Origin of the sequence: Aeromonas sp. Prich7-2 (assembly GCF_017939255.1) — a bacterium.
GTDB classification, from domain to species: Bacteria; Pseudomonadota; Gammaproteobacteria; order Enterobacterales; family Aeromonadaceae; genus Aeromonas; species Aeromonas caviae.
This window is the reverse complement of sequence record NZ_JAGKRI010000014.1, coordinates 25049-50924: the sequence shown is the minus strand read 5'-3', so window position 1 is coordinate 50924 and position 25876 is coordinate 25049. Positions and strand designations below refer to the sequence as shown.

28 protein-coding genes and 1 pseudogene are annotated in these 25876 nt (G+C 62.3%); 2 read left to right on the top strand and 27 right to left on the bottom strand.

Annotated features, from left to right (window positions below):
* Nucleotides 1-199 precede the first annotated feature (199 nt).
* The 4 genes from J9892_RS04020 to J9892_RS04005 all read right to left on the bottom strand — a co-directional run bounded on the left by J9892_RS04020 (nt 200) and on the right by J9892_RS04005 (nt 4242).
* A complete protein-coding gene (locus J9892_RS04020; RefSeq protein WP_113979098.1) occupies nt 200-1159 on the bottom strand; it encodes a LysR substrate-binding domain-containing protein in 960 nt (319 codons plus the stop codon).
* Nucleotides 1159-1797, bottom strand: a complete 639-nt coding sequence (gene pdxH, locus J9892_RS04015) for a pyridoxamine 5'-phosphate oxidase (RefSeq protein WP_010673959.1) — start codon at nt 1795-1797, stop codon at nt 1159-1161. Before pdxH ends, J9892_RS04020 begins: the two co-directional genes overlap by 1 nt.
* Before the next feature lie 157 nt (nt 1798-1954).
* Nucleotides 1955-2278 carry a hypothetical protein gene (locus J9892_RS04010; protein WP_113979099.1) on the bottom strand — a complete coding sequence of 108 codons (324 nt, stop codon included), beginning with the start codon at nt 2276-2278 and terminating at the stop codon, nt 1955-1957.
* Nucleotides 2275-4242, bottom strand: coding sequence for a reprolysin-like metallopeptidase (locus J9892_RS04005; RefSeq protein WP_113979101.1), 1968 nt, complete (start codon nt 4240-4242; stop codon nt 2275-2277). Before J9892_RS04005 ends, J9892_RS04010 begins: the two co-directional genes overlap by 4 nt.
* A gap of 211 nt (nt 4243-4453) precedes the next feature.
* On the opposite strand from J9892_RS04005, the gene J9892_RS04000 reads away from it, so the two are divergent.
* Nucleotides 4454-5665 (top strand): RsmB/NOP family class I SAM-dependent RNA methyltransferase, encoded by a 1212-nt coding sequence (locus tag J9892_RS04000; RefSeq protein WP_210537999.1) that lies wholly within the window; start codon nt 4454-4456, stop codon nt 5663-5665.
* A 67-nt stretch (nt 5666-5732) separates the two neighbouring features.
* Here J9892_RS04000 and J9892_RS03995 read toward each other — a convergent pair whose 3' ends face one another.
* Nucleotides 5733-6077 (bottom strand): Grx4 family monothiol glutaredoxin, encoded by a 345-nt coding sequence (locus J9892_RS03995; protein WP_010673955.1) that lies wholly within the window; start codon nt 6075-6077, stop codon nt 5733-5735.
* 287 nt (nt 6078-6364) lie between these two features.
* Between J9892_RS03995 and sodB the strand changes: the two genes are divergently transcribed.
* Complete coding sequence (sodB, locus tag J9892_RS03990; RefSeq protein ID WP_010673954.1) at nt 6365-6949, top strand: superoxide dismutase [Fe]; 585 nt, start codon at nt 6365-6367, stop codon at nt 6947-6949.
* A gap of 110 nt (nt 6950-7059) precedes the next feature.
* On the opposite strand, the gene J9892_RS03985 is transcribed toward sodB, so the two are convergent.
* The 22 genes and pseudogenes from J9892_RS03985 to J9892_RS03880 form a co-directional block, all read right to left on the bottom strand.
* Nucleotides 7060-7872: a VacJ family lipoprotein gene (locus J9892_RS03985; RefSeq protein ID WP_029314176.1), complete on the bottom strand. Its 813-nt coding sequence runs from the start codon at nt 7870-7872 to the stop codon at nt 7060-7062.
* A gap of 78 nt (nt 7873-7950) precedes the next feature.
* The gene (gene ccmI, locus J9892_RS03980; RefSeq protein ID WP_104455540.1) at nt 7951-9213 is read right to left on the bottom strand and encodes a c-type cytochrome biogenesis protein CcmI; all 1263 of its coding nucleotides are present in this window, start codon (nt 9211-9213) and stop codon (nt 7951-7953) included.
* Nucleotides 9210-9692, bottom strand: coding sequence for a cytochrome c-type biogenesis protein (locus tag J9892_RS03975; RefSeq protein WP_010673951.1), 483 nt, complete (start codon nt 9690-9692; stop codon nt 9210-9212). Before J9892_RS03975 ends, ccmI begins: the two co-directional genes overlap by 4 nt.
* 10 nt (nt 9693-9702) lie before the next feature.
* Nucleotides 9703-10233 (bottom strand): DsbE family thiol:disulfide interchange protein, encoded by a 531-nt coding sequence (locus J9892_RS03970; RefSeq protein ID WP_103243522.1) that lies wholly within the window; start codon nt 10231-10233, stop codon nt 9703-9705.
* A complete protein-coding gene (locus J9892_RS03965) occupies nt 10230-12185 on the bottom strand; it encodes a heme lyase CcmF/NrfE family subunit (protein ID WP_113979058.1) in 1956 nt (651 codons plus the stop codon). The genes J9892_RS03970 and J9892_RS03965 overlap by 4 nt, the downstream gene beginning before the upstream one ends.
* 79 nt (nt 12186-12264) lie before the next feature.
* A complete protein-coding gene (gene ccmE / locus J9892_RS03960; protein WP_052815847.1) occupies nt 12265-12756 on the bottom strand; it encodes a cytochrome c maturation protein CcmE in 492 nt (163 codons plus the stop codon).
* On the bottom strand, nt 12753-12959 hold the full coding sequence (gene ccmD / locus J9892_RS03955; RefSeq protein ID WP_039039901.1) for a heme exporter protein CcmD: 207 nt from the start codon (nt 12957-12959) through the stop codon (nt 12753-12755). Before ccmD ends, ccmE begins: the two co-directional genes overlap by 4 nt.
* A gap of 2 nt (nt 12960-12961) precedes the next feature.
* On the bottom strand, nt 12962-13702 hold the full coding sequence (locus tag J9892_RS03950; RefSeq protein ID WP_010673946.1) for a heme ABC transporter permease: 741 nt from the start codon (nt 13700-13702) through the stop codon (nt 12962-12964).
* A gap of 166 nt (nt 13703-13868) precedes the next feature.
* Nucleotides 13869-14537, bottom strand: a complete 669-nt coding sequence (ccmB, locus tag J9892_RS03945) for a heme exporter protein CcmB (RefSeq protein ID WP_010673945.1) — start codon at nt 14535-14537, stop codon at nt 13869-13871.
* 3 nt (nt 14538-14540) lie between these two features.
* Nucleotides 14541-15176, bottom strand: coding sequence for a cytochrome c biogenesis heme-transporting ATPase CcmA (ccmA, locus tag J9892_RS03940; protein WP_039039903.1), 636 nt, complete (start codon nt 15174-15176; stop codon nt 14541-14543).
* Nucleotides 15177-15395: 219 nt separating this feature from the next.
* Nucleotides 15396-15782 (bottom strand): DUF2802 domain-containing protein, encoded by a 387-nt coding sequence (locus tag J9892_RS03935; protein WP_010673943.1) that lies wholly within the window; start codon nt 15780-15782, stop codon nt 15396-15398.
* Nucleotides 15783-15853: 71 nt separating this feature from the next.
* Nucleotides 15854-16342, bottom strand: coding sequence for a chemotaxis protein CheW (locus J9892_RS03930; RefSeq protein WP_010673942.1), 489 nt, complete (start codon nt 16340-16342; stop codon nt 15854-15856).
* A 69-nt stretch (nt 16343-16411) separates the two neighbouring features.
* Nucleotides 16412-17278, bottom strand: coding sequence for a chemotaxis protein CheW (locus J9892_RS03925; RefSeq protein WP_113979056.1), 867 nt, complete (start codon nt 17276-17278; stop codon nt 16412-16414).
* Nucleotides 17275-18069 carry a ParA family protein gene (locus J9892_RS03920; protein ID WP_010673940.1) on the bottom strand — a complete coding sequence of 265 codons (795 nt, stop codon included), beginning with the start codon at nt 18067-18069 and terminating at the stop codon, nt 17275-17277. Before J9892_RS03920 ends, J9892_RS03925 begins: the two co-directional genes overlap by 4 nt.
* A gap of 4 nt (nt 18070-18073) precedes the next feature.
* Nucleotides 18074-18982 (bottom strand): OmpA family protein, encoded by a 909-nt coding sequence (locus J9892_RS03915; RefSeq protein ID WP_210537998.1) that lies wholly within the window; start codon nt 18980-18982, stop codon nt 18074-18076.
* Nucleotides 18983-18984: 2 nt separating this feature from the next.
* Nucleotides 18985-19722, bottom strand: a complete 738-nt coding sequence (locus tag J9892_RS03910) for a flagellar motor protein (RefSeq protein WP_042016381.1) — start codon at nt 19720-19722, stop codon at nt 18985-18987.
* Nucleotides 19723-19724: 2 nt separating this feature from the next.
* Nucleotides 19725-20840, bottom strand: a complete 1116-nt coding sequence (locus tag J9892_RS03905) for a chemotaxis response regulator protein-glutamate methylesterase (RefSeq protein ID WP_113979055.1) — start codon at nt 20838-20840, stop codon at nt 19725-19727.
* Nucleotides 20841-20871: 31 nt separating this feature from the next.
* Complete coding sequence (locus tag J9892_RS03900; RefSeq protein WP_161653603.1) at nt 20872-23028, bottom strand: chemotaxis protein CheA; 2157 nt, start codon at nt 23026-23028, stop codon at nt 20872-20874.
* 11 nt (nt 23029-23039) lie between these two features.
* Nucleotides 23040-23780, bottom strand: coding sequence for a protein phosphatase CheZ (locus tag J9892_RS03895; RefSeq protein ID WP_041212633.1), 741 nt, complete (start codon nt 23778-23780; stop codon nt 23040-23042).
* A 12-nt stretch (nt 23781-23792) separates the two neighbouring features.
* Nucleotides 23793-24176 (bottom strand): chemotaxis response regulator CheY, encoded by a 384-nt coding sequence (gene cheY, locus J9892_RS03890; protein WP_010673934.1) that lies wholly within the window; start codon nt 24174-24176, stop codon nt 23793-23795.
* Between the two features lie 110 nt (nt 24177-24286).
* Entirely contained in the window at nt 24287-25006 is a 720-nt protein-coding gene (locus J9892_RS03885) for an RNA polymerase sigma factor FliA (RefSeq protein WP_029314170.1), read from the bottom strand.
* Nucleotides 24999-25875, bottom strand: a pseudogene (locus J9892_RS03880) (MinD/ParA family protein). The gene J9892_RS03885 and the pseudogene J9892_RS03880 overlap by 8 nt, the downstream one beginning before the upstream one ends.
* Nucleotide 25876: the final 1 nt, after the last annotated feature.

Sequence of the window (25876 nt, the reverse complement as noted above, 5' to 3'; positions counted from 1 at the left end):
TGGACAAACAGGCAGAGCAGTTCAAGTTACCCGCCCGCCGAGAACGAAGTTACCCAAGGTGCATCAAAGCCAAACCACAGAAGTATGCGACGAGAAAACCTAGTAAAAACAATGCCAGTCAGGCTTAACTGACTGGCATTAGGCCATTGGCCTCTCTTTTTTGCCTCTATGCAGCACATCTGACTCCCCCTGACGGCCTTCAGAGCCAGGGCAGGGTCGCAGACGGGGCGGGCGTTCCCTGGTTGAGCAGCGCCAGCTGCACCGTCTCCCGGCTCACATGGGGGGCATAGAGGTGGATGAAGTCGTACATGTAGTCCCGCAGGTGGGCGTGCCTGCGCAGGCACACATGGGCCACGCTCGAGGCGATCATATGATCGATGTTGAGGCAGACCAGGCTCTCCCTGTCCCCTTCGTCGAACGCCGAGGTGGCGATCACCCCGACTCCCATCCCCAGGCGCACATAGTGCTTGATGATGTCGCTGTCGGTGGCCGTCAGCACGATGCGGGGGCTGAGGCCATGGCGTCCGAACGCCTTGTCCATCTTGGAGCGGCCGGTGAAACCGAACACATAGGTGATGAGGGGATACCGGGCCAGATCCGCCATGGCCAGCGGCTGGCAGTCCAGCAGCGGATGGCCGTGGGGCACCACCACTCTGCGCCCCCAGCGATAGCAGGGCACGGTCGCCAGCTCGTCGAACAGGTGCATGGACTCGGTGGCGATGGCCATCTCCACATCCCCGTTTTGCGCCATCTGCGCCAGTTGGGCAGGGGCTCCCTGATGCAGCTGGATGCTCACCTCGGGGTAGCGGCGGGAGAATTCGGTAATGACCGCCGGCAGCTTGTAGCGGGTCATGGTGTGGGTGGTGGCGATGCGCAGCACCCCGCTGGTGGCCAGCTGATCCCCGAGGGAAAGCTGACCAATCTGCTCCACCTGGGCCACCACTCCCCTGGCCAGCTCCATCACCTGCTCCCCCATGGGGGTCAGGCCCGCCAGGTTCTTGCCCTTGCGGGTAAACAGCGCCAGCCCCAGCTCCTCTTCCAGCATCTTCATCTGCTTGCTGAGGGTCGGCTGGGAGGTATAGAGCTTCTCCGCCGTCGCCGAGATGTTGAAGTTGTTCTTCACTATCTCGGTGAAGTTCTTGAGCCGGGCGATGTTCATCAGGGCGCCAGGCGCTCGATGTGCCAGCCGTCCCCCTCGCGGGTGTAATAGAAGCGATCGTGCAGACGATGCTCCCCGCCCTGCCAGAACTCGACGGTGTCGATGCGTACCCGGAAACCACCCCAGAAGCTCGGCAGCGGCACCTCGCCATTGGCAAACTTCTGCTTGAGTTCGAGGAACTTGGCCTCCAGCACGCCACGGGCCGAGATGCGGGTCGACTGTTTGGAGACCCAGGCGGCGATCTGGCTATCCTTGGGACGGCTGTGGAAATACTTCATCACCTCGAAGGTGCTCATCTTCTCCACCCGACCGGTCACGTGTACCTGTCTGTCCAGGGTGTGCCAGGGGAAGAGCAGGCTGATGCGGGGGTTGCCCTCCAGCTGATGCGCCTTGCGGCTGCCCATGTTGGTGTAGAACACCATGCCTTCGGCATCGTAGTGCTTGAGCAGCACGGTGCGCTGCCAGGGCTGGCCATCGGCATCCACGGTGCCCACCACCATGGCGGTGGGATCGGTCAGTTTGGCCTCGCACGCCTGGGCCAGCCACTTCTCGAACAGGGCGAGGGGCTCGGCCGGCAGATCGGCCCGGTGCAGTCCACCCCTGGTGTATTCGCGACGCAGATCAGCCACATCCATCATCTTGATTTTCCTTCTCTCTTTCTCTGCCGCCCGTGCGGCGATCGGTGCAGGCATTGTGCGACGAGCGCGCCATGGGTACAAGCCTCGGGGCGGCCAAATGGCGGAGCAAAAAAAGAGGGAGGCTCATGCCTCCCTCTTTATGCCGATGACCGTCAGCCTACTGCTTGCCGTCAACCGGCGGGCAATGGGCCAGCATGCGCCGGTTGTAGTCCGCCGCATAGGCGCTCAGCCTGGCGTGGGCCTCCTTCTGATCCGGCTTGATGACATCCCCGAATCCATCGAGATAGCGCACGCCGCAGCGCGCCTTGGCCGCCGCCTGCTGATCCGCCGCGATCCCGGGCGCCACCTCGCCGCGCCCTGCCCGCACGATCAGCCGGTAATCCTGCCTGGCGAGGCTGGCGCTGACCGCCTGCTCCAGGGTGTCTGCATCGACCTGACAACCGCCGAGCAGGGTGAGCAGCAGCACCCCGGCCAGTCTCATGCCCGCCTCCGCTGCCAGCCCAGCAACGCCAGGGCCAGGGTCCAGAAGCCGAGGGCACCGCCGCCACCGCTTCCCCCCTCTTCACCGCGCTGGGTGACCGAGAGCTTGAGGGGACTGATGGCGAAGAAGATGTTGTCGCTGCACGCCACCTTCAAGCGGGCAGTGCCATCCTGGCCCGCCGGGATGGTGACGCTCGCCGAGCCCGAGTTGGGTTTGCCGCTGGCAAGGGGAGTCCAGTTTGCCCCCTCGTCCCGGGTCATGAAGAGATCCACCTTGCTGCAGTTGATGGGGGCGGCATTGGTGCCGGCCACTTCCCAACTGATGGTCTGCGTCTTGCCCGCCCCCAGGGGGGTCACCACCGGGCTGGTCAGGGCGAAGGCCTTGCCGGTGTTGACCACCTGGATCTTCATGTCATCGCTGGCGACACCGCCCTTGCCGTCCCGCGCCGTGAGGCGGAAGTTCAGGTCCCGGTTGGTGGCAGGCCAGGCCTCCCCTATCGCCAGGGTGTTGGTGAGCAGGGAGGTGAGACTCGGCAGGGTGCGCTCCGGCACGCTGGTCGGCGCCACGAAACGGAACAGCGGGCGGCTGCCGTCGTCCACCATGGTGGCCGGGCTGCTCGACTCCGTCCCCAGATCGATCTGCTCCCAGGTGTAATTCAGCGGATCGCTGTCAAGATCGGCCCCCGCCCCCTTGAGCACGAAGGGGGTGTTGGCAGGGATGACGTAGTCATTGCCTGCCGCCACCTGGGGCGCATTGTTGACCAGCGCCAACGGGGTGCCGCAATTTGGCTCCGTGGCCATGTGGGCCCGCATCTGCTCGATGGACTTGCTGTGGAAATAGGGCTCGCTGTGGGGCTGCAGATCTTCGTCTCCGCAGATCCCCGCATAGGCCATGATGGAGCTGCCGCTGCCCGGCTCCCAGGCTTGGCTTGCCTCCCGGTTGCCGCCGCCACAACTGCCTGTGGTGCCGTTGAAGGTGTGGTCTGCCCCGAACTGGTGACCAATCTCGTGGGCCACGTAGTCGATGAAGAAGGCATCCCCCACCGGCTCGGAGGAGCCCGTCATCCCCGCCGATTTGTCAGGGGTGCAGAGTACGCCCAGTCCCGCCAGGCCGCCGCCACCGGTGTTGACCACATGGCCGATGTCGAAGGCCCCCAGACCCTTGGTCAGGGCATCGGCCTGCACCTGCATGTTGGCATCGACATCGCCGTCATCATTGTTGAAGGGATCGTTCGCCACGTCGGTGAAGATGATGGTGTCGTTGCCGCTGGCCAGCTGGAATTCGGCCGCCACGTCACGCTGGTAGACCTCGTTGACCCGGTTGAGCAGGGTGGTGATGGCGCCAAGACCCGCCTCCACGGTACCGCCGTGATACTGGGTATACTCCCCCGCCGCCGAGATGGCGATGACATAACGCTTGCGCTCGTTGCCATCCACCAGCACCTGGCGGGCCAGCTTTTTGGCCTCGCCCCCAATCACCTTGTCCGCCTCTTCTTCCAGCCGGCTGTGGGCATCCTGCTGGTAATAGACGGCATAGCCTTCCCCGTTGCGAAGGGGATCGACGAACACCATCTTCCCTTCATGGCTGAACATGGCGTGGAATCCCTGGGGACCGAGATCGAAGCGCCCGGTCTCGCCCGGCGCCGCTTCGTTGTACCCCTTGAAGGCCAGGATATCGGGATATTTGGCGGCCAGATCCGCCGGCAGCAGATCATAGGGTTGCAGGCTGAAGGTCACCTCCTTGCCATCCGGCAGGGGCAGAGTCAGGCGGCGCTCGCCCCCCTTCAGGGCAGCCAGGTAATCGGTGGAGACGGTGACGATACGATACTGGCTGGCCCTCACCTCGTACCCATCGGCGGCGGTGGCCCGCGCCGTGACCGTATGCCACTCGCCGGCCATCAGATTGCCGGACGTCATCAGACCCGCCACCAGCACCGCCAGCGGAGAATATTTCATCAACTGCATCTTTTTAATTCCTTTTTAAACGGATTCACCTGAACTGCCACGGCATCATTTGCCCGCTGGTCCGATTAGTCCAGCAACATCCTCTGTACATTCCCCGAATGGGGAAGGTTGCACCAATGCAGACTAGCCCCTATCATGGCGCGGATTTGTCCGTTCCAGAACCCCTCTTCGACGGGGCCGGTTCACTCTTTCTTTGGCCAAGGTTAATCTCATGCTCAAGTCCCCACTGTTGCCCCGTTTCGGGGATCTGGTCGTTGCCATCGTTGACGATGTGCTGGGTCAGGGTCTTACCCTCGACCGCGCCTATGCACGTCACTTCTCCGGCATCGAACTCAAACCGCAAGAACAGGCAAGGATTGCCCTGGTCACCGGCGATCTGCTGCGCCGCCTCAGCCTCTACTGCTTCCTCACCGGCATCCAGGTCCGTCAGGCGGAGAAGAATGTCTGGCCGCTGCTGCACAGCTGGCACGCCTTCCACAAGATAGATCAGCCCAACCACCCGACCATGGATCGCTTCAACGAGGAGGCGTTCCGCCGCCGCCTGACCGAGGCCAAGAAGAACCCCGTGCTGATGGACGGCTGCCCTGCCTGGCTGGAAAAACTCGGCAGCGAGCAACTGGGCGACGCCTGGCCGGCCGAGCGTGCCGCCCTGGCCTGGATGCCCAAGCGTTACCTGCGGGTCAACACCCTCAAGTGCACCCGGGACGAGCTGCAAGCCATGCTGGCCAAAGAGCATGTCACCACAGTGCCCGTCGACGGAGTGGAGACCGCCCTGCAAGTGACCTCGGACGCCGCCCTGTTCCGTACCCAGGCCTTTGCCGACGGCTGCTTCGAGCAGCAGGATGCCGGCTCCCAGCTGGTGGCCGCGGCCCTCGACGTCAAGCCCGGCATGCGAGTCATCGACGCCTGTGCCGGTGCCGGCGGCAAGACCCTGCACCTGGCCGCCATGATGCAGGGCAAGGGCCGTCTGCTGGCCATGGACGTGGAAGAGTGGAAACTGGAGAACCTCAAGCAGCGCGCCCGCCGCGCCGGTGCCCACAACGTGGAGACCCGGGTCATCACCAGCAGCAAGACCGTCAAGCGCCTTAAAGAAAGCGCCGATCGCGTGCTGCTGGACGTCCCCTGCTCCGGCCTTGGCGTGCTCAAGCGCAACCCGGATGCCAAGTGGCGCGACACCGCCGAGCGCCTGCCGGTGCTGGTCGCCCTGCAAGAGGAGATCCTGCAGCGCTACAGCCAGATGGTGAAGGTGGGCGGCCTGCTGGTCTACGCCACCTGCTCCATCCTGCCCGAGGAGAACCGCCAGCAGGTGGACAAGTTCCTCGCCGCCAACGAGCACTTCCGCCTGATCGGCGATCACAACGTCAGCCCGGCCGAGACCGGCTTCGACGGCTTCTACATGGCGCGCCTCGAGCGCATCGCCTGATGTCTGTCGTGGGCACAAAGAAAAGGGGAGCCAGTGGCTCCCCTTTTTGCATGGTATGAATGCGGCCTTATTCGGCGGCAGCGTCATCCTGCTTGTGCTTGGCGGCAGTTTCCTTGATCAGGGTCTGCAGCTCGCCGGCCTGGAACATCTCGATCATGATGTCGCAACCACCGACCAGCTCGCCCTCGACCCACAGTTGCGGGAAGGTGGGCCAGTTGGCGAATTTCGGCAGCTCGGCGCGGATGTCCGGGTTCTGCAGGATGTCGACATAGGCGAAAGGCTCGCCGCAGGACATCAGGGCCTGGGAGGCCTGGGCAGAGAAACCGCAGCTGGGCAGCTTGGGGGATCCCTTCATGTAGAGGATGATGGGATTCTCAGCCAACTGCTGTTTGATCTTTTCAATAGTTTCCATAAATGCCTCACTGGAGCGATTTCGGCGGCCATTCTACTGCAATCCGGGCAGACCACAAACTGGCAAACCGTTGCGAATGAAAGAAGTCATGCATCAATACGCCGCAGCTTGATCCGGATCATGGCAAGAATCAAGGGTTGTTCGCCCATCTTTGATACTGCTACAATCGACGGGCTTTGGGCCGTCTGGCCCCCTCATTTCAAGAACAATTCTTTTCAAGATAGAAAAGAGTACGCAATGTCTTGCAACCGTCGCCTTCGCACGGACCAGCCAATGGAGAGTAGAAAATGGCTTTCGAACTTCCCGCTCTGCCCTATGCAATCAATGCTCTGGAACCGCACATCTCCCAGGAAACCCTGGAATACCACCATGGCAAGCACCACAACACCTACGTGGTCAACCTGAACAACCTGGTGCCGGGTACCGAGTTTGAAGGCAAGTCTCTGGAAGAGATCATCAAGACCTCCACTGGTGGCGTCTTCAACAACGCTGCCCAGATCTGGAACCACACCTTCTACTGGCACTGCCTCTCCCCGAACGGCGGTGGCGAACCCACTGGCGCCCTGGCCGATGCCATCACCAAGGCCTTCGGCTCCTTCGCCGAGTTCAAGGATGCGTTCACCAAGTCTGCCATCGGCAACTTCGGCTCCAGCTGGACCTGGCTGGTGAAAAAGGCTGACGGCTCCCTGGCCATCGTCAACACCTCCAACGCCGGTTGCCCGCTGACCGAAGCCGGTACCACCCCGCTGCTGACCGTCGACCTGTGGGAACACGCCTACTACATCGATTTCCGCAACCTGCGTCCGAAGTACATGGAAACCTTCTGGGCCCTGGTCAACTGGGAATTCGTGGCCAAGAACCTGGCTGCCTGATAAGCCTTTCTTGCCAAAACGCCCCGCACTTGCGGGGCGTTTTTTTATGGTCGAATACCTGCCATCGACAACAAAGGCGCCCGCAGGCGCCTTGTGGAAGATGACCGTGCTTACTGGTCTATCTCGTCCATGTAATCGTCGAGGTTGCCATCATCCGCCGCCTCTGGTTTCTGCTCCTGGAGCTCGGGTTTGCGGCCCGTCACCTTGCCATCGTTGTACTGCAAGTAGAAGTCCTTGGTCAGGGCGTAAGGATCCAGCGCGTTGTCGATGATGCGCTCCTGATCGATCAGCTTGGAGCGTGTACCGAGGCCATCCAGCGCCCAGTGCACTACCTTCAGCGGGAAGGTCAGCAGGGCATAGGGGAAGTAGATGGTATCAATGGTATCCCCTACCAGTTGCCGGGTGGTGGTGGGACCGTAGACCGGCACCATCAGATAGGCGCCATCCCCGATGTCGGCCTTGCCGAGCACGGTGTCCATCTCCAGCGTGTTGCGAGCCAGGCCCGCATGCTTGGCCACATCGAACAGACCGAGCAGGCCCACAGTGGTGTTGAGGGTGAAGCGGCCCAGGTTGGTACCGGCCCCTTTCAGATCACCCACCAGCAGGTGGTTTACCATGCTGCTCGGCTCGTCGAAGTTGTCCACGAAATTCTCGATGCTGTCCCTCACCCCTTGCGGGACATAGCGGGCATAGCCGTGTACCACGGGGCGCGCCACATAGGGCTCCAGCACGTCATAGTTGACGGCCCACATGGCACGGTTGGGCCCCTGGAAGGGGTCGCGAGGATCGCTGGCCGTGCTGGATGCCCCGGGGCGGCTCGGGGTCTCGCCGAGATCCAGGCTCTCCGGGCCCGGCTTGGGAGGCCCGCCCGCACAGCCCGCGAGCAGCAATGCCACCGCCAATGCTCCTGAACGCAGATACATATGAAAGTCCTAAGATTTTTTTGGGTATTGATATGAATTATACAGGGGACCCACCCCAAGGGGTGGGCCAAAAGCGTATTAGAGGGCGTGATCGATGCGGATGTCAATCGGCGCTGTGGGGATGGTGCTGGTCGGCACGGTGACCGAAACCCCTTCAAAGGCGCCTTCCTTGTTCATGACGTTGCCGCCCCGGGAGAGGCGCGCCTTGAACTGCAGCTCGGCATGGGCCGCCAGCTTGCTCCCCTCCATCATGGCATCCCCGTCCCCCAGGGAGAGGGTGAGCGGGAGATGCGGGCCTGCAATGCGCTTGACCGCGATGGGCATGGGCGGACCGTTGGGGATCACCGCAAAGACGAACAGATGGGCATCTTCCGGCATCTTTATACCCGGCGCCAGGGTGATGTGCAGGGGGAACTCCCCCTCTTTCACCGCCAGCACCCCGGCTTGTGCCTGGCCTTCGGCAGACGGGGTGGTCACGGCGATGCCACGCTGGCCAAGCTGCTGCCTGGCGTACTCCATGGAGCGCTCCACCATGGTGTAGCGGGCCGAGCCCGGCTCCAGCAGCGGCAACATCCCCTGCCAGCGGTCGAGGGCGGTCTGGAAATCCTCTTTTTGCAGGGCCATGAAGGCGTGGACGGAGCGGGCCTCGATGTTGGCCGGGTCCTCGGCAATGACCGCCTGCAACAGTTGATCCGCACGGGCTTCCTCCCCCGTCATCATCAGGGCCTGGGCATAGGGCACCGCCACCATGGCCTTCTGGGGCGCGAGGGCGTAGGCACGCTCCAGCGCCTCGCGGGCCATCTCGGGATCATTGCCATCCAGGGTCAGGCGCCCCAGCAGCAGCCAGCCACGGTAGTCGTTCGGTTCTTCTTTCAGCCGGGTTCGCAGGGCCAGGGTGAAGTCCAGCAGATCCTGCTCGGTCACCCGGGCATCACGCTCCACCAGGATGCGATTGCTGAGCTCCCCCAACCGGCTGCTGGCATCCTGCCAGCGGCTCACCTCCTGCCAGGCGCCGAGCTTGGCGTAGAGGCCGATGCTCACCACCGCCAGCACCAGCACACCGGGGATCCAGATCAGGCTCTTGCCGCCACGGGCGGTCTGCTCCACGTCGGGAATGTCGTCCAGGAGGCTGCGCTGCAGCTCCACCAGGGATTCCGGCTCCTCCGCCAGTATCCCCTGCTCCCGCTCCTCCCCTATCTCCAGCAGGCGCTGGCGATAGAGCTGCTTGTTGAGGGCCGAGCGACTGATGCTCTGCCTGCCCTCGCCGCGCCAGAGCGGCACGATCAGCGCCAGGCTCGCCAGCACCAGCAGGGCCGCACCCAGTATCCAGAATGGGGTCATGGTTTATCTTCCTCTTTGAGCAGGGCGGACAGCCTGGCCTGCTCTTCTGCACTCAGGGTGCCTTCAGGCTGTTGCAAGGGAGCAGGGGCATGGCGGCGGCTTCGCACCACCACGGTGACGACGCCAATCACGATGACCAGCAAGGGGCCAAGCCAGAGGATCAGGGTCGAGGCCATCAGGGGGGGATCATAGAGAATGAAGTTGCCGTAGCGGGCCACCATGTAGTCCACCACTTCCTGCTTCTCCTTGCCCTCGCGCACCATCTGGTAGGTCTTGTCCCGCAGATCCTTGGCGAGCCCGGCGTTGGAGTCCGCGATGTCCTGGTTCTGGCACTTGGGGCAGCGCAGCTCCTTAGTCAGCTCGCGAAAGGTCTGCTCCTGGGCGTCGCTCTCGAAGGTGTAGACATCGATGGCGGCGCGGGCCTGTCCGGCACAGACGAGACCGGCCAGCAGCAACAGGGATGCAATCAGTGTTTTCATCGGGGAGGCCTCACTTCATGGCATCAAAGATGGGTTTGAGGGTACTGGCCCAGACGTCTGGGTTGATGTCCCCCACGTGGCGATAGCGGATGATGCCCTGGCTGTCGATGAAGAAGGTCTCGGGCGCGCCATAGACACCGAGATCCAGCCCCAGCATGCCGTCCGGATCGTAGAGGTTGACCTGGTAGGGATTGCCAAGCTCCGCCAGCCACTTGATGGCCTTGTCACGCTCATCCTTGTAGTTCATGCCAACGATGTAGATCCCCTGCCCCGCCAGCTCCTTGAGGTAGGTGTGTTCCCCGTAACAGGTCGGGCACCAGGTGGCCCAGACGTTGAGCAGCATGGGGCGCCCCTTGAGGATACTCCTGTCGTGCTGCTTGCCCAGGTCATAGATGTCCTGCAGGGTAAACACGGGCACCTCCTTGTCCACCATCACGGATTCGAGCTTGGTGGGATCGGAGTAGAGCCCCTTGAACAGAAACACGGCCCCCATCAGGAAGATGATGAAGGGCAGCAGATAGAGCCAGGTCTTCTTGTTCATGCCTTGGCCTCCTCGTCACGACGTCCGAAGCGGTAGCGCTTGTCCAGCATGGCCAGCACGCCGCCGAGGGCCATGAAGACGCCGCCGAACCAGATCCAGCGCACGAAGGGCTTGTAGTAGATCCGTACCGCCCAGGCGCCGTTGTCGAGCTGCTCGCCGAGCGCCGCATAGAGATCCCGGGTAACACCCGCATCGATGGCCGCCTCGGTCATCGGCATGCGGCTCACGGTGTACATCCGCTTCTCGGGTTTGAGCAGGGCTACCTGCTTGCCATCCCGGTGCACTTCCAGCACGCCCTTGAAACCGTCGTAGTTGGGGCCGTTCTTCTCCTTGATGCCGGTGAAGACGAACTCGTAATCGGCGAACTGGACGCGATCGCCGGCCTGCATCCGCAGGTCCTTCTCGATGCTGTAGTTCTGGGTGCAGGCGATGCCGATGATGCTGACCGCGAGCCCCACGTGCCCCAGGATCATGGCCCAGTGGCTGTTGCCAAGCTTGCGCACGCCGGTGGCAAAACCGTGTTTGTGGGTGGCCCGCGCCCAGGTCTCCTGCACGCTGGTGACGATGACCCAGACGCCAAGCCCGATACCGAGCGCAGCCCAGGGTTTGAACGCCTCGGCAAAGAGTTTGGGCAACAGCAGAGCCGCGGCCAGGCTCAGCACCAGGGCGAGCATCACCTTGCCCTTGAGCTCACCGAGATCCTGGCGGCGCCAGCGGAACAGGGGGCCCACCCCCAGCAGCAGGGCGAAGGGGATGATGAGCCAGCTGTAGATGTGGTTGAAGAAGGGGGTGCCGATGGAGATGCTGCCAAGCCCCAGCTCCTTGTGCACCAGGGGCAACAGGGTGCCGAGCAGCACGGTGAGCAGGCCCGCCACCAGCAGGATGTTGTTGCCAAGGAGCAGGGTCTCGCGGCTCCACAGCTCATGCTTGCCGTGGCTCTTCACCTGGGAGCCCTTGAAGGCGAACAGCAGCAGGGAGCTGCCTATCACCGCCAGCAGGAAGCCCAGGATGAACAGACCCCGGGTCGGGTCCGAGGCAAACGCATGGACCGACACCAGCACGCCGGAACGCACCAGGAAGGTGCCGAGCAGACTCAGGGAGAAGGCCGAGAGCGCCAGCAGCACGGTCCAGGCCTTGAAGGTGGCGCGCTTCTCGCTCACCGCGAGGGAGTGGAGCAGGGCCGTGCCCGCCAGCCAGGGCATGAAGGAGGCGTTTTCCACCGGGTCCCAGAACCACCAGCCGCCCCAGCCGAGTTCATAATAGGCCCACCAGGAACCGAGCACGATGCCCAGCGTCAGGAAGACCCAGGCCGCCATGGTCCAGGGACGGGACCAGCGCGCCCAGGTGGCGTCCAGACGCCCCGTCATCAGGGAGGCGATGGCGAAGGCGAAGGCCACCGAGAAGCCCACGTAGCCCATGTAGAGCATGGGGGGGTGGAAGATGAGACCGGGATCCTGCAGCAGCGGATTGAGATCCCGCCCGTCCACCGGGAAATACGGCAGGGTGCGGGTGAAAGGATCCGAGGTGAACAGCACGAAGGCGGTGAAGCCCACCGAGATAAGGCCGAGCACCCCGAGTACCCGCGCCACTGCATCGAGCGGCAGGCGGCGGCTGAAGAGGGCTACCGCCGCCGTCCAGCCTCCCAGGGTCAGCACCCAGAGCAGCAGCGAGCCTTCATGGGCTCCCCACACCGCCGAGATGCGGTATTGCAGGGGCAGCAGGCTGTTGGAGTTGGTGGCCACGTACTGCACGGTGAAGTCGTTGTCGATAAAGGCCCAGGTGAGGCAGAGAAACGACAGCAGCAGCAGCAGGAACTGGCTGTAGGCGAGCGGGCGGGCCGCCGACATCATGCCAAGACGACCGAGATGGGCCCCGATCAGCGGGTAACTGCCCAGCAGCAGGGCGGTGGCGAAGGCCAGGATCAGTGAGAACTGCCCTAATTCCGGGATCATTGACTATTCCCTCTCGATTGCACGGAGAAACCTGCCGATTTGGCGGTATAAAGAAGTGAATTCTTGGCGCATACCGGCATCATTGCTTGGCTCCCTGCAACTGCGCCTCTGTGTATTCGGGCTTGAAGTGCATGCCGTTGGTGGCGTCGGCCACTTCCGGCGGCATGTAGTTCTCGTCGTGCTTGGCCAGCACCTCGAAGGCGGCGACCGTGGTGGCATCCTTGAGGGTGCCCTGGGCGACGATCCCCTGCCCTTCCCGGAAGAGATCCGGCAGGATGCCGTCAAACTCCACCGTCACCAGATGGCCGCCGTTGTCCACCAGCTTGAAGGCTACCTTGAGGCTCTGGGGATCCCGCACCACAGACCCCGGCACCACCAGGCCACCGATGCGCAGGCGCTGCCCCTCCTCGGGCTTGATCTTCTCCGGCCCCTTCCCTTCCACCAGCTCGCTCGGGGTGTAGAAGAGGTCGATGTTCTGGCTCAGGGCATAGAGCACCAGGCCAGTCACGCTGACAAGGCCCAGGCTGATGGCCAGGATGATGGTGAGGCGTTTCTTGCGGCGCGGGTTCATAGGGTGTTCTCCATCTGCTGGGCCGCCTTGCGGCGTGCCTCCCGAGCCTGCTTGTTGCGCAGTTCGCCGAGCAGGCTGCGGGTCTTCAATCGGGTGGAAATGACGATGCCGACCAGGCAGAGCAGGGTCAGACCGAAGGAGAGCCAGACGTAGAAGGCATAGCCTCCCATGGCCATGAAATCACTGAACGAGGCAAAGTGCATGCTTACTTCTCCTGCCTGGCGATGTCGGCGACCCAGGGGCGGTGCCACTCCCGCATCAGCAGCTCATTGCGAAAACGCATCAGGGTCAGGGCACCGAGAAACGCGGCGAACGCCAGGATCATGATGAGCAGCGGCCACAGCATCTCGGGGGAGATGGAGGGTTTGTCAAACTTGGTGATGGTGGCCCCCTGGTGCAGGGTGTTCCACCACTCCACCGAGTAGTGGATGATGGGCAGGTTGATCACCCCGACCAGCGCCAGGATGCCGGCGGCGCGGCCCGCCACCACCTTGTCGCTGAAGGCGTTGTAGAGGGCGATGACACCCAGATAGAGGAACAGCAGGATGAGCTCGGAGGTGAGCCGGGCATCCCACACCCACCAGGTGCCCCACATGGGTTTGCCCCAGGCGGCGCCGGTAAAGAGGGCAATGAAGGTGAAGACGGCCCCCACCGGGGCGATGGCCGCCACCGTCATGTCTGCCATGCGCAGTTGCCACACCAGGCCAATGAAGGCGGCCACCGCCATGGTGGAGTAGGCGCCCATGGAGAGGATGGCGGAAGGCACATGGATATAGATGATCCTGAAAGAGTCGCCCTGCTGGTAATCGGCGGGTGCGAAAGCCAGCCCCCAGACGGTGCCGATGATGAAGGCGAGCAGGCTTGTCACGGCAAACCAGGGCAGCAGGGTGCCGGCCAGCCCATAGGCGCGCTCGGGTTTGGCATAAGGGTGCAACCATTTCCACATAGCTCACGAAACCTTTCAGTTATTAATTTTTAAGTGGCGAGGGCTACCATACCCATGGGGGAAAAACATCATATCCCCCGAAAGCAATAAGCAGCCATCCCCTTGATCTATCTCAACTATCTCGCCCCTAACAAGGCTTCAAACGAAAATCTTTTCACCAAATCAATCAGTTGACACTCACCCGCAACGCCGCCGAGATGGCCAGGGGCGTCAGGGTCAATGCCCCCACCAGCATGGCCCCCAGGATGGCGAGCTGACCGGCATAGGGCAGTCCCATGCTCGCCGCGTCGATGGCGGACGTGGCGAAGATAAGCACCGGAATATAGAGCGGCAGCAGCAACAGGCTGAGCAGCACGCCCCCCTTGCGCAGCCCTGCGGTCAGCGCCACTCCGACCGCCCCGAGCAGGCTCAGCACCGGCGTACCGAGCGCCAGGGTGGCCACCACGGCCAGATAGGTCTTCAGCTCCAGGGAGAGCAGGATGGCGAGCAAGGGGGAGACCAGCAACAGCGGCAGACCGGTCAGCAACCAGTGAGCGATTACTTTGGCCAGGGCCAGCAACCCCAGGGGATGAGGCATCAGCATCATCTGCTCCAGGGCGCCGTCACTGAAGTCGTCACGAAACAGCCGCTCCAGGGAGAGCATGGCCGCCAGCAGGGCCGCCACCCAGATGATGCCGGGAGCGATGCGGGCCAGCAACTGGGGCTCGGGCCCGATCCCCAATGGAAACAGGGTGATGACGATGAGGAAGAACCAGAGCGGGTTGAAGATGTCGGCGCGCTGGCGCAGGGCCATCAGCAACTCGCGGTGAATAAGGTGTATGACGGCGCGCAGCATGGGCTACTCCTGCAACAGCGAGGTCAGGGAGAGGGTCTTGAGCCGCCCCTGCATCAGGGTCAGATCCTGGTGGGTCGTAAGGACCACCATGCCCCCCCTGTCCGCGTGGGCGAGGAACAACTGCTCCAGCACCCTGACCCCCTGCTTGTCGATGGCGGTGAAGGGCTCGTCCAGGATCCAGAGCGCCGGTCGCTCGCTCAGCCACAGCCTGGCCAACGCCACCCGTCGCTGCTGCCCGGCGGAGAGCTGTCCCGCGGGATAGTCTTCGAAACCGGCGAGGCCGACCTGGGCCAGCACCCGCCAGAGATCCACGCCGTCCCCGGCAGGGCCATGAAGCTTCTGGTAGAAGGAGAGATTCTCAAGGGGGGTCAGGGTCGCCTTGACGCCGGGCTGATGGCCCAGGTAAAGCAGGCTGGCGTGGTATTCATCCCGGCAATGGCGGATATTCTCCCCATTCCAGCACACCTCGCCAGCAAAGGGCTGGGAGAGGCCGGTGAGCAGGCGCAACAGGCTGGTCTTGCCCACCCCGTTGGGACCCTCAATCTGCATCAAATCCCCGGCACGCACCGCGAAGGAGAGATGTTCAAACAGGGTGCGATCTTCACGCACGCAGCTCAGATTGTTCGCTTGAAGCAGCATGGGGATGTAATCGTTGAAAATGAGGCGGCCTGCATCTTAACACAGGATCCGGAGGCGTCTTTTCAAAGATGCCAATAATCAACAGGATTTGTGGGGAAGATCGCGCCCCCACCAAAGAGATTGATGCCAAAGGATTATCCACTGTCCCGGCATCGAGAAAGAGGTGGCCACGGGTCGAACAGAAAGCGGGGAGGCACCGGCCTCCCCGCGACACATCCGTCAGCTGCGTCCCTTTCGCAAGGAAATAAGCAGCTCCGCTTCCGCCTGGGGCAACTCGCACTCGCTCATCACCTCGTCCAGATCGGCACCAAGCTCCACCATCTTGGCGGCGCGGCTGTAGAGGCGGCGCTCCGGATCCTGCAACGTCAGCTCCTGCTGGCTGTCGTGGATCTTCTGCATGGCCCCTTCTGCGGCTTGCAGACGCTGACCCATGCCGATGGCGCCCGTGTGCAGCTCCATCATCTGCTTGCGCAGACTCTCGAGCTGCCCCTGCAGCGCTTCCACCCTGGCCTCGGACTCTCGCTGGCGACGACGGTGCCCCAGGATCCCGTAAAGGGCCAGCACCAGTGCGAGCAAGGACAACCCCAAGGCTGCAAATTCAATCATCAAACCATCACCTTACCGTCACAGGGAGGCGGACAGGTGCCATCGCCCCCGTCCGCACGTTCCCGTCCCTGTTACAGGGAACCAATGTCTTCCCACTCTTCGTCGGAGAGCAGCTTGTTGAGATCCACCAGGATCAGCAGTTGGCCGTCACGGTTGCTGACGCCCTGGATGAACTTGGCGCTCTCCTCGGTGCCCACCGCCGGGGCGGCATCGATCTCGGAGGAGCGCAGATAGACCACCTCGGCCACGCTGTCCACCATGATGCCGATCACCTGCTTCTCCGCCTCGATGATGACGATGCGGGAGTTCTCGCTCACGTCCCCGGCCGGCAGGCCGAAACGGGAGCGGGTATCGATGACGGTCACCACGTTGCCACGCAGGTTGATGATACCCAGCACGTAGTCAGGTGCACCCGGGACCGGAGCGATCTCGGTGTAGCGCAACACTTCCTGAACCTGCATCACGTTGATGCCATAGGTCTCGTTTTCCAACTGGAAGGTCACCCACTGCAGCACTTCGTCTTCGGCCAGATTCTGTGCAATATTGCGCTTCTCTGTCATCTTCTTGATCCTTGTATGAACCCGTCAACGGGTAAAATTAGCAATAAAACCATGGCGATGCCGATGTTGTCAGCGGCCTTCGATGTTCACGCCCCGGCCAAGCAGCAGCAAGAGCTCCCTGACGTGCAGCAGGGCACACATCTTCTCCTTGACCATGCCGGCCAACCAGGGGCGCTTGCCCTCCTGATGGCGCCACTTCACCTGGTCCCGGTGCAGCAGTTCTGTGCCCTTCAACTGGTGACAGGCCAATCCCCAGGGTGATTCTCCCAGCATAATCAGATATTTGTAATCGTCCATCTCCAGATGCTGGCCCGGCATGACCCACTGGGCCGTGTCCACCACGTTCATCTTCTGCTCGCGGGAGGTCATGATCCCCTTGTACCAGCCCGGCTGGCCGAAGAGAGAGGTCACCTCCCCCAGTTGATGGATGCCCCCCAACTCGGTCAGAGGCACCGCAAACGTCACCCCGGCCACGTCGAAGAAGAGCGCCTGAAACTCGTTGCCGGTATCCAGGTTCTCCCAGGTCGACGGTGCGGGCGCCGCCTCGAGGACGGGCGCGGGTTCTGCCACCACGAGGGCGACGGGCTCGACCTCCTCCACCACGGCTTCCACCACCGGCTCTGCCAGAGCGACCAGAGGCTCACTGTCAACCACCTCCGCCTCGAGCTGGAATGGCTCGACATGCACCTCTTCGTGGCTCAGGGCATCCATCTCGAACTGGACCTGTCCCACCTGGGCAAGCAGCTCGCTCAGCTGGGCCAGTCGGGTATCGGCTTCAAGATAGGGGGTGCCAGCCACCTCCGGCACGGCGACGGTCTGACGTTGCAACGCAGGGGTCGGTGCTTCGTCTTCGGGATCTTCCCGCAGCAGGGCATCGTCCAGCAGCAGGGAGTGGAAATAGTCGTCCATGGCCCGAACCTGGGTGGTCTCTCTCACGGCATCACCTCCTGGGTCCGTTGACGCTCCAGCGCGTCGAGATGGTTGAGCAGGGTCTCATAGGCATAGGTGCCCCGGCTGCCCGGTGCATAGATGGAGGGAGGAATGTGCACCAGACTGGCATCCCTGAATTTGGTGTCGATGGGAATGACCGCATTCCACACCGCCTCCCCATACTGCTCCTTGATGGACTGCAATGTCATCAGGGAGGCGCGGGTACGCTTGTCAAACATGGTCGGAATGATGGTGTAGCGGAACTTCTCCCGCTTGGAGCGCTGCATGATCTCGAAGGTCTTCATCATCCGCTCCAGCCCCTTGAGGGCCAGGAATTCGGTCTGTACCGGCACCAGGATGCGATCGCAGGCCGCCAGCGCGTTCACCATCATGACCCCCAGCACCGGCGGGCAGTCGATGAGCACGTAGTCGAACTGATCCTGCACCCGCAGCAGAGCGCGCTTGAGCACCAGCCCCATTCCTTCCCGGTTGCCCATCACCCGATCCAGCGTGGCCAGGGTAATCGAGGCGGGCAGCAGGCTGATGTTCTCGAATCGGGTCTTGAGGGTCATCCGGTTGACCAGCTCGGCGCTGGGTTTGGCCGCCTGGAACAACTCGTACAGGGTGCCTTCCAGCCTGTCCGAGTCGAAATCGAGATAGGAGGTCAGGGAGGCGTGGGGGTCGGTGTCGATCAGCAGTACCCGCTGGCCACGCTGGGCCAGAATGCCCGCCAGGGAGACGACCGTGGTGGTTTTACCGACTCCACCTTTCTGATTGGCAACCGTCCAAACAATCACTGTATCAATCCTGCCTTGTTGTTATGCGTATGCCCCCACCGGGCAGCGCGATCACCCTGATCTTTTCACTGTCGACACTCTGCGGTGCGTCCTGCACCGGTGCCACCGTCAGCGGTTTGACGGGGGCTGGCGGCACCCAGGCGAACCTGGATATGGCGACCACCACCTTGCGATTCTGTAATCGTCCCTGCTCGGTGCCATTGTCGACGAAGGGGGAAAACTCTCCGTACGCCTCGTAGGCGAGCCGACCGGGAGCCACCCCCTTGCCCACCAGGGCATTGAGCACTGCCTCGGCACGGGCCGCTGACAATGTCCAGTTGGAGCGGAAAATTTCGTTGTTTATCGGTTGGTTATCCGTGTAGCCCCGCACCCTGACATAGTTATCGACCGGTTTGAGAATACCTGAAAGCGTATCGAGCACGGGTGCGGCATTGCTCCCCAGAAAAGCGCTGCCACTGTTGAACAGGAGACCTGAACTCAGCTCCACCGTCAGCCAGTTGTCATCCTGCGCAAGCTTCACCACCCCTGCATCGACCAGGGCGCCCATGGACTCCTGGATCTGCATGTCGATCTGCGCAAGAGCCGTGCCATCTTGCGAGACGGGCGTGCCCGTGATGGGTGCCCGCGAGGGGGACGCAGAGGCCTGGCTCTCCAGCAGGCTGGGGGCGGCCGAGACCGGGTTGTCCAACAAGGAATTGCCCCGCCCTTCCAGCAGACCATCGCTGCGCGGCGCCTGGTTGAAGGCCTGAGTCATGCCCTCGATGACGGCGCGGTACTTCTCCTTGTTGACGATGGCAACGGAGTAGAGCACCACGAAAAGGGCGAAGATGAGCGTCATGTAATCGGCATAGGAGACCAGCCAGCGATCGAGATGCTCTCGCCCTTGCAGGTGCAAACGATAGCGCTTGCGCATGGCTACTCCCCTTTCAGATAAGCCCGTAACCGCCTTTCAACCTGCGGGCCGTTCTCCCCGTGGGCGATGGCCAGAAGCCCCTCCAGGGTCATCTCCTGATAGAGGCCGTAATGGTAGTGGAAGGCGCGCAACCGATTCGCAATTGGCAGATAGAGCAAGTTGGCAAAGCCCACCCCGTAGATGGTGGCGACGAAGGCCACGGCAATGCCCGCCCCCAGGGTGCCTGGCTCCTCCAGATGAAACATGGCCTGGATGAGGCCAATCACGGCCCCGATGATGCCGATGGTGGGGCTGTACCCCCCCATGGACTCGAACACCCTGGCCGAGTGCTCGTTGCGCTCCTGCTCGATGTCGATATCCGCCTCCAACAGGCTGCGAATATCCTCGATGGAGACGCCATCCACAATCATGGAAAGCCCCTGGCGGGTGAAGGGATCGGGCTCGGCCTCGGCCTGGTTTTCCAGCGCCAGCAAGCCTTGCTGGCGGGCGAACTGAGCCCACGCCTTCAGGCGCTCGGCCTGCTCCGCAAGATCCAGCTGCGGCGGAAACAGCATCCAGGTAGCCTGCCTCAGGGCACTGAGCAGGTACCTGCGGGGAGTCTGCAAGATCACCGCCCCCCAGGTTCCCCCGACGACGATGACAAAGGCCGGGCCATCCAGCAGGGTCAGCAGGCTCCCGCCATGCCACCACTGGGCGATGGCGACGGCCCCCAGCGCCAGCACCAGGCCGAGCATGCCCATGGTCAGCGGCCCAACTCGACCAGAATGCGCTGGGCCACCCGATCCAGCGGCAGGGATTCGCTTGCTATGCCCGCCTTGGCAACGGCCTGGGGCATGCCATAGACCACACAGGAGGCTTCATCCTGCGCCCAGATGGTCGCCCCCTGCTCCTTGAGCAGACGGGCACCGTCGCGGCCATCCGCGCCCATGCCGGTCAGGACGATGGCCAGCACCTTGTCGCCATAGGTCTTGGCGGCGGAGGCGAAGGTGATGTCCACACAGGGTTTGTAGTTGACCTTGTCATTGCCATCGATGATGCGAAGACGGGCACCGGGCCCGCGCCCTTCCAGCAGCATCTGCTTGCCACCGGGGGCAAGATAGGCCTGACCCGGCTTGAGCACGTCGCCATCCTGCGCCTCCTTGACCCCTATCTGGCACAGCCCGTTGAGGCGGGCGGCAAAGGCAGCGGTGAAGGTGGCCGGCATGTGCTGGATCAGCAGAATGGGATGAGGGAAATCCCCTGGCAGCTTGGTCAGCACGTTCTGCAGTGCCACCGGCCCGCCGGTGGAGGTACCGATGGCAACCAGCTGGTAACTCTTGCCACTGCGCTTGAACGCGGCGGGAGCCGCCGCTGCCCGCGCAGGCTCGGACTGGCGTTCGGCCAAGGGACGATTCAGGGTCCCCGTGACGGCGGGCCGGGCGGCAGGCTCGGGGGCACGGGGCCGGGTCGCCATCAGGAAGCGTTTGCGAGCGATCTCCTTGACCCGCTGCTGCAGCAGGTTGACGGCTTCGTCCTTGTCGCGGGCGATGTCTTCAAACTTCTTGGGCAGAAAATCGAGGGCGCCCGCATCCAGCGCATCCAGTGTTGCCTTGGCTCCCTCGTGGGTCAGGGAGGAGAACATCAGGATGGGGGTCGGACACTTGGCCATGATCTCGCGCACGGCGCTGATGCCGTCGAGCACCGGCATTTCAATGTCCATGGTAATGACGTCGGGCCGCAACTGCTGCGCCTTGTCTACCGCCTCCCGCCCGTTCTGGGCCGTGTCGATCACCGTCATCAGGGGATCCTGATTGATGATTTCGCTGACCCGACGGCGGAAGAAACTCGAATCGTCGACCACTAATACCTTGACTGCCATTGTTATTCTTTTAACTCCTTGAGCCTGGCGCTCAGTGGCGACGGGCATAGGCCTTGAGCAGGCTGGGCACATCCAGAATGAGGGCGATGCCGCCGTCGCTGGTAATCGTGGCGCCGGCCATGCCGGGGGTACCTTGCAGCAGGTTGTCCAGGGGCTTTATCACCACCTCTTCCTGACCGATGAGGTTGTCTACCACGAAGCCCACCTGCTGGGTCCCTATCTGGACGATGACCACGTGCCCCTGGTCCTGGCGGGCCGTCTTGCCGACACCGCGTACCAGCCACTTGTGCAGGTAGAACAGCGGAATCGCCTTGTCACGGACGATGATGGTGAGCTGGCCATCCACCACGTTGGCCTTTTTCAGATCCAGGTGGAAAATTTCATTCACGCAACCGAGGGGCAGGGCGAAGGTCTGCTGACCCACCTCCACCATCAGGGTCGGCAGAATGGCCAGGGTCAGGGGAACCTTGATCTCGAGACGGGTGCCCTTGCCCCAGGTGGAATCGATGTGTACCGAGCCATTGAGGCTGACAATGCTGGTCTTCACCACGTCCATGCCCACTCCACGGCCGGAGATGTCGGAGATCTCCGACTTGGTGGAGAAGCCGGGGGCGAAGATCAGGTTGTAGGCATCGTTGTCGCTCATGCGCGCCGCGCTGTCAGCATCGAGCACGCCACGGCTGATGGCGATGGACTTGAGCTTCTCCGGGTCCATCCCTGCGCCGTCATCCTCGATGCAGAGCAGAATGTGGTCCCCTTGCTGGGAAGCGCTCAGGGTGATGGTGCCCTGACGGGGCTTGCCCGCTTTCTCGCGCACGTCCGGCATCTCGACGCCATGGTCGCAGGAGTTGCGCACCAGGTGAACCAGGGGGTCGGCCAGGGCCTCCACCAGGTTCTTGTCCAGATCCGTGTCCTCACCCACCATCACCAGCTCGATCTCCTTCTTGAGGGTACGAGCCAGATCGCGCACCACGCGCGGGAAGCGGCCGAATACTTTCTTGATAGGCTGCATGCGGGTCTTCATGACCGCGCCCTGCAGATCGGCGGTCACGACGTCGAGGTTCGCGACAGCCTTGGACATCTCTTCGTCATTGCTGGCGATGCCGAGGCTCACCAGGCGGTTTCTCACCAGCACCAGTTCGCCCACCATGTTCATGATGACGTCCAGGGTCTTGGTATCCACCCGCACAGTGGTATCGCTCTGTACCGCGCTGCTCTCGGCGGGAGCGGCCTGCTTGGCAGGGGCGGCCCTGGCTGGCGCTGTGGGCTCTGCCGGCGCAGGTTTGGCGGCCACTGGCGCCTTGGGCGGCGTCACCGGGGCTGCGGGGGCAGCGGGTGCCGGGGCCTTGGGTTCGGGTTCGGGCGCAGGAGCAGGTGCCAGACTGTGCTGGGGCGCCTGGCCACGGCCGTGCAGTTCATCCAGCAGGCGCTCGAACTCATCGTCGTCGATGAGCTCGTCCACCTCTTTCTGGACCGACTGCAGGGGGGCCAGATCGGGGGCACCACCGTGCTGGCCCTGACCATGGAGCTGGTCGAGCAGGGCTTCGAATTCGTCGTCTGTGATGTCACCTGACCCGCTCAGCACGGGGGCGGCAGAGACCGTCGGCGCTTTGCCGACACCGTGCAGCTCATCGAGCAGGCGTTCAAATTCGTCGGCGGAGATCTCGTCGATGGAGCCACCGCCATTGACGGCGACAGGCGCCACCTCGGCGATGACCTCGGGTTCTGGTGCGGGTTCGGGCTCAGGCTCGGGTGCTGGCTGGGCCGCCACGCTGGCGGTACGCAGCTGCTCCTGCCCTTCCGGCTTGCACAGCTCGTGCAGATCGTGCAGCAGATCGGGAGAAGCGGGGCTTATCTCTTCGCGGTTCTGGACCTGGGCAAACATGACGTTGATGGCATCCAGCGCCTGCAAGATGACATCCATCAGCTCGGCACTGAGGGTCCGCTTGCCGTTGCGCAGCATGTCGAACAGGTTCTCGGCACCGTGACAGACATCCACCAGTTCGGTGAGGGAGAGGAAGCCCGCTCCCCCCTTGACGGTGTGGAAGCCGCGGAAGATGGCGTTCAACAGGTTCTTGTCATCGGGCCGCTTTTCCAAGTCGACCAGTTGTTCAGACAACTGTTCCAATATTTCTGATGCTTCGACCAAAAAGTCTTGCAGTATGTCTTCATCAACTTCGAAGGCCATGCGTCACTCCATTAGAATCCCAGGCTAGACAGCAGATCGTCCACATCATCTTGACCATTGACCACATCTGAGCGGGTCTGCGGGTTCATGATGGGGCCTTCCGCCTCGATGCCGCTCACAGGCAGGCTACGTGCCGAATTGTCGCTAACGCCCTCACCGAACATGGTCAGCATCTCTATCAACTTCGTTTCAACTTCCTGCACCAGCTTGATCACCTTGCGGATCATCTGACCGGTCAGGTCCTGGAAATCCTGAGCCATCAGAATTTCCGTCAGCAGTTGTCGTAACTTATCGGCATCCGTCTCAGAAGCCTTAATAAAATCATTCAGTTGATGGCACAGCGCCTTGAATTGACCCAGCTCGAGATCCCGGCTCATCAGGGCATTCCAGTTGGGCATGACCAGCTGAATGTTGTCGTTGAGTCGATCGGCGATGGGAAGGCTTGCCTCGACCGCATCCATGGTGCGATTGGCCGCCTTGTCCGTCATGTCGATGACATAGCTCAGACGCTCCCGGGCATCCGGGATCTCATGGGTGGCCAGGTCGGGGATCCTGGGATCCAGGCGAAAATCCTGCAATGAGTTGTGCAATTGGCGGGTCAGCTGCCCCACCTTGTCAAACAGGGCCGCCGCATTGGGGGCGCACACATCGGCGAGGATGGTATCGGCCTGTTCAAACTCTTCCCGCTCCAGGTGGGCAACCAGCATCCTTGCCTGGTCAAGCGAGATCATGGCACTCGTTTTGGCCTTCATCCCTGCCGCTCCTTAGCCGATACGTTCAAAGATTTTGTCGAGCTTCTCTTTGAGGGTGGCAGCGGTGAACGGCTTGACGATATAGCCATTGACCCCGGCCTGGGCGGCTTCGATGATCTGCTCGCGTTTGGCTTCGGCAGTGACCATCAGAACCGGCAGGTGCTTGAGCTTGTCGTCGAGGCGAATCGCCTTGAGCAGGTCGATGCCCTGCATGCCGGGCATGTTCCAGTCGGTGACCACGAACTGGAAGTCGCCATTTTTCAGCATCGGCAACGCCGTGTTGCCATCGTCTGCTTCATGGGTATTGTTGTATCCCAGGTCACGCAGCAAGTTCTTGATAATCCGGCGCATCGTTGAAAAGTCATCGACGATGAGGATTTTCATGTTCTTGTCCAAAGTTCCTCCTAAATAGCCGCCAAGACGGCTCACTTACATGATGCAGATCGCAGGTTTTATGGTGCGGATTATGCCTTAGAGTTGTGCTCCAGTGTAGCCAGTACAACCACTTATAAATTCCAATCTCGCAAACGGGCGCGCAGCCTGTGCATGGCCTGACTATGAATCTGGCTCACCCGAGACTCACTTACACTCAATACTTCACCGATCTCGCGCAGATTCAGCTCTTCATCGTAATAAAGGGAGAGCACCAGCGCCTCCCGCTCCGGCAGGCGGGCGATGTGCTCCGCCAGGGCCCCCTGGAAGCGTTCAGCCGCCAGATCGTCGAATCCTCCCTGACCGTTGCCTTCATCGGGATGACCGATGACATCTTCGCTGACGCCCAGATCCTCGATGCCGATGATCTTGCCGCAGGAGACATCCTGCAGCATGGCATGGTACTCCCCGAGGGACACCCCCATATTGGCGGCCACCTCGGTGTCTCTGGCATCCCGGCCATGGGCCTGCTCCACGTTCTCGATCGCTTCTGCGATGGCACGGCTGTTGCGGTGCACCGAGCGGGGCACCCAGTCCCCACGGCGGATCTCGTCGAGCATGGCACCACGGATGCGGATGCCGGCATAGGTTTCAAAGCTGGCGCCCTTGCTACCGTCAAAGTTGCGGGAAGCTTCGAGCAGCCCAATCATACCTGCCTGGATCAGGTCATCCAGCAAGACACTGCTTGGCAGGCGAGCCAATAAATGCTGGGCAATCCGCTTGACCAGCGGAGCGTGTCGCTCGACCAGCACGTAGGAATCCTGATGACGCAAGTATGCTTGGGCTTTATTCACGGGAGTCTTCCTGTGTTATGACCGGCTTTTGCAACAAGTTTTCCAGGAAAAATTCGAGGTGGCCCCCCGGCTGATTCGGGATGGGCCAGCTCGCCGCCTTGTTCGCCAGGGCACGAAATGCCAGGGCGGCAGGGGATTTTGGAAACGCCTCAACTATCAGTTTCTGCTTGCGCACCGCGGCCCGCAGGTTGGTGTCGTAAGGCACGCAGGCCACCAGCTCCAGGGAGGTATCCAGGAAGCGGTCGGTGACCCGGGTCAGCTTGGCGAACAGCTCCTGCCCCTCGCGCAGGGAGCGGACCATGTTGGCCACCACCTTGGAAGCGGAACACACCGTGATCCTTGGAGAGGATCTTGATGAGCGCGTAGGCATCCGTGATGGAGGTGGGTTCATCGCACACCACCACCATGATGTCCTGGGCGGCGCGGGTGAAGCTCAGCACCATGTCGGAAATCCCCGCCGCCGTGTCCACCAGCAACACGTCCACCTGGGTCTTCATCTCGCTGAAGGCGCGGATGAGCTCGGCATGTTGTACCGGGGAGAGCTCGACCATGGACTGGGTACCCGAGGTGGCTGGCACTATCATCATGCCGTAGGGCCCCTCGACGATGATGTCATCCAGGGTGCATTCCCCCGCCAGCACATGGGAGAGGTTGCGATGCACCCTCAGCCCCAGCATGACGTCGACGTTGGCCAGGCCAAGGTCAGCGTCCAGCACCAACACCCGCTTGCCCTGGGCGGCCATGGCTCCCGCCACGTTCAGGGTCACGTTGGTCTTGCCGACGCCCCCCTTGCCTCCGGACACGGCGATCACTTTCACTCGATTGTTTTGACGCATTTTGCGCAGACCACTCGCCTGATCCATATACATG

Coding starts and splice junctions, on each gene's coding strand:
- J9892_RS04020 (WP_113979098.1), bottom strand. CDS start 1,159: ATGAACATCGCCCGGCTCAAGAACTTCACCGAGATAGTGAAGAACAAC.
- pdxH (WP_010673959.1), bottom strand. CDS start 1,797: ATGATGGATGTGGCTGATCTGCGTCGCGAATACACCAGGGGTGGACTG.
- J9892_RS04010 (WP_113979099.1), bottom strand. CDS start 2,278: ATGAGACTGGCCGGGGTGCTGCTGCTCACCCTGCTCGGCGGTTGTCAG.
- J9892_RS04005 (WP_113979101.1), bottom strand. CDS start 4,242: ATGCAGTTGATGAAATATTCTCCGCTGGCGGTGCTGGTGGCGGGTCTG.
- J9892_RS04000 (WP_210537999.1), top strand. CDS start 4,454: ATGCTCAAGTCCCCACTGTTGCCCCGTTTCGGGGATCTGGTCGTTGCC.
- J9892_RS03995 (WP_010673955.1), bottom strand. CDS start 6,077: ATGGAAACTATTGAAAAGATCAAACAGCAGTTGGCTGAGAATCCCATC.
- sodB (WP_010673954.1), top strand. CDS start 6,365: ATGGCTTTCGAACTTCCCGCTCTGCCCTATGCAATCAATGCTCTGGAA.
- J9892_RS03985 (WP_029314176.1), bottom strand. CDS start 7,872: ATGTATCTGCGTTCAGGAGCATTGGCGGTGGCATTGCTGCTCGCGGGC.
- ccmI (WP_104455540.1), bottom strand. CDS start 9,213: ATGACCCCATTCTGGATACTGGGTGCGGCCCTGCTGGTGCTGGCGAGC.
- J9892_RS03975 (WP_010673951.1), bottom strand. CDS start 9,692: ATGAAAACACTGATTGCATCCCTGTTGCTGCTGGCCGGTCTCGTCTGT.
- J9892_RS03970 (WP_103243522.1), bottom strand. CDS start 10,233: ATGAACAAGAAGACCTGGCTCTATCTGCTGCCCTTCATCATCTTCCTG.
- J9892_RS03965 (WP_113979058.1), bottom strand. CDS start 12,185: ATGATCCCGGAATTAGGGCAGTTCTCACTGATCCTGGCCTTCGCCACC.
- ccmE (WP_052815847.1), bottom strand. CDS start 12,756: ATGAACCCGCGCCGCAAGAAACGCCTCACCATCATCCTGGCCATCAGC.
- ccmD (WP_039039901.1), bottom strand. CDS start 12,959: ATGCACTTTGCCTCGTTCAGTGATTTCATGGCCATGGGAGGCTATGCC.
- J9892_RS03950 (WP_010673946.1), bottom strand. CDS start 13,702: ATGTGGAAATGGTTGCACCCTTATGCCAAACCCGAGCGCGCCTATGGG.
- ccmB (WP_010673945.1), bottom strand. CDS start 14,537: ATGCTGCGCGCCGTCATACACCTTATTCACCGCGAGTTGCTGATGGCC.
- ccmA (WP_039039903.1), bottom strand. CDS start 15,176: ATGCTGCTTCAAGCGAACAATCTGAGCTGCGTGCGTGAAGATCGCACC.
- J9892_RS03935 (WP_010673943.1), bottom strand. CDS start 15,782: ATGATTGAATTTGCAGCCTTGGGGTTGTCCTTGCTCGCACTGGTGCTG.
- J9892_RS03930 (WP_010673942.1), bottom strand. CDS start 16,342: ATGACAGAGAAGCGCAATATTGCACAGAATCTGGCCGAAGACGAAGTG.
- J9892_RS03915 (WP_210537998.1), bottom strand. CDS start 18,982: ATGCGCAAGCGCTATCGTTTGCACCTGCAAGGGCGAGAGCATCTCGAT.
- J9892_RS03910 (WP_042016381.1), bottom strand. CDS start 19,722: ATGGGCATGCTCGGCCTGGTGCTGGCGCTGGGGGCCGTCGCCATCGCC.
- J9892_RS03905 (WP_113979055.1), bottom strand. CDS start 20,840: ATGGCAGTCAAGGTATTAGTGGTCGACGATTCGAGTTTCTTCCGCCGT.
- J9892_RS03900 (WP_161653603.1), bottom strand. CDS start 23,028: ATGGCCTTCGAAGTTGATGAAGACATACTGCAAGACTTTTTGGTCGAA.
- J9892_RS03895 (WP_041212633.1), bottom strand. CDS start 23,780: ATGAAGGCCAAAACGAGTGCCATGATCTCGCTTGACCAGGCAAGGATG.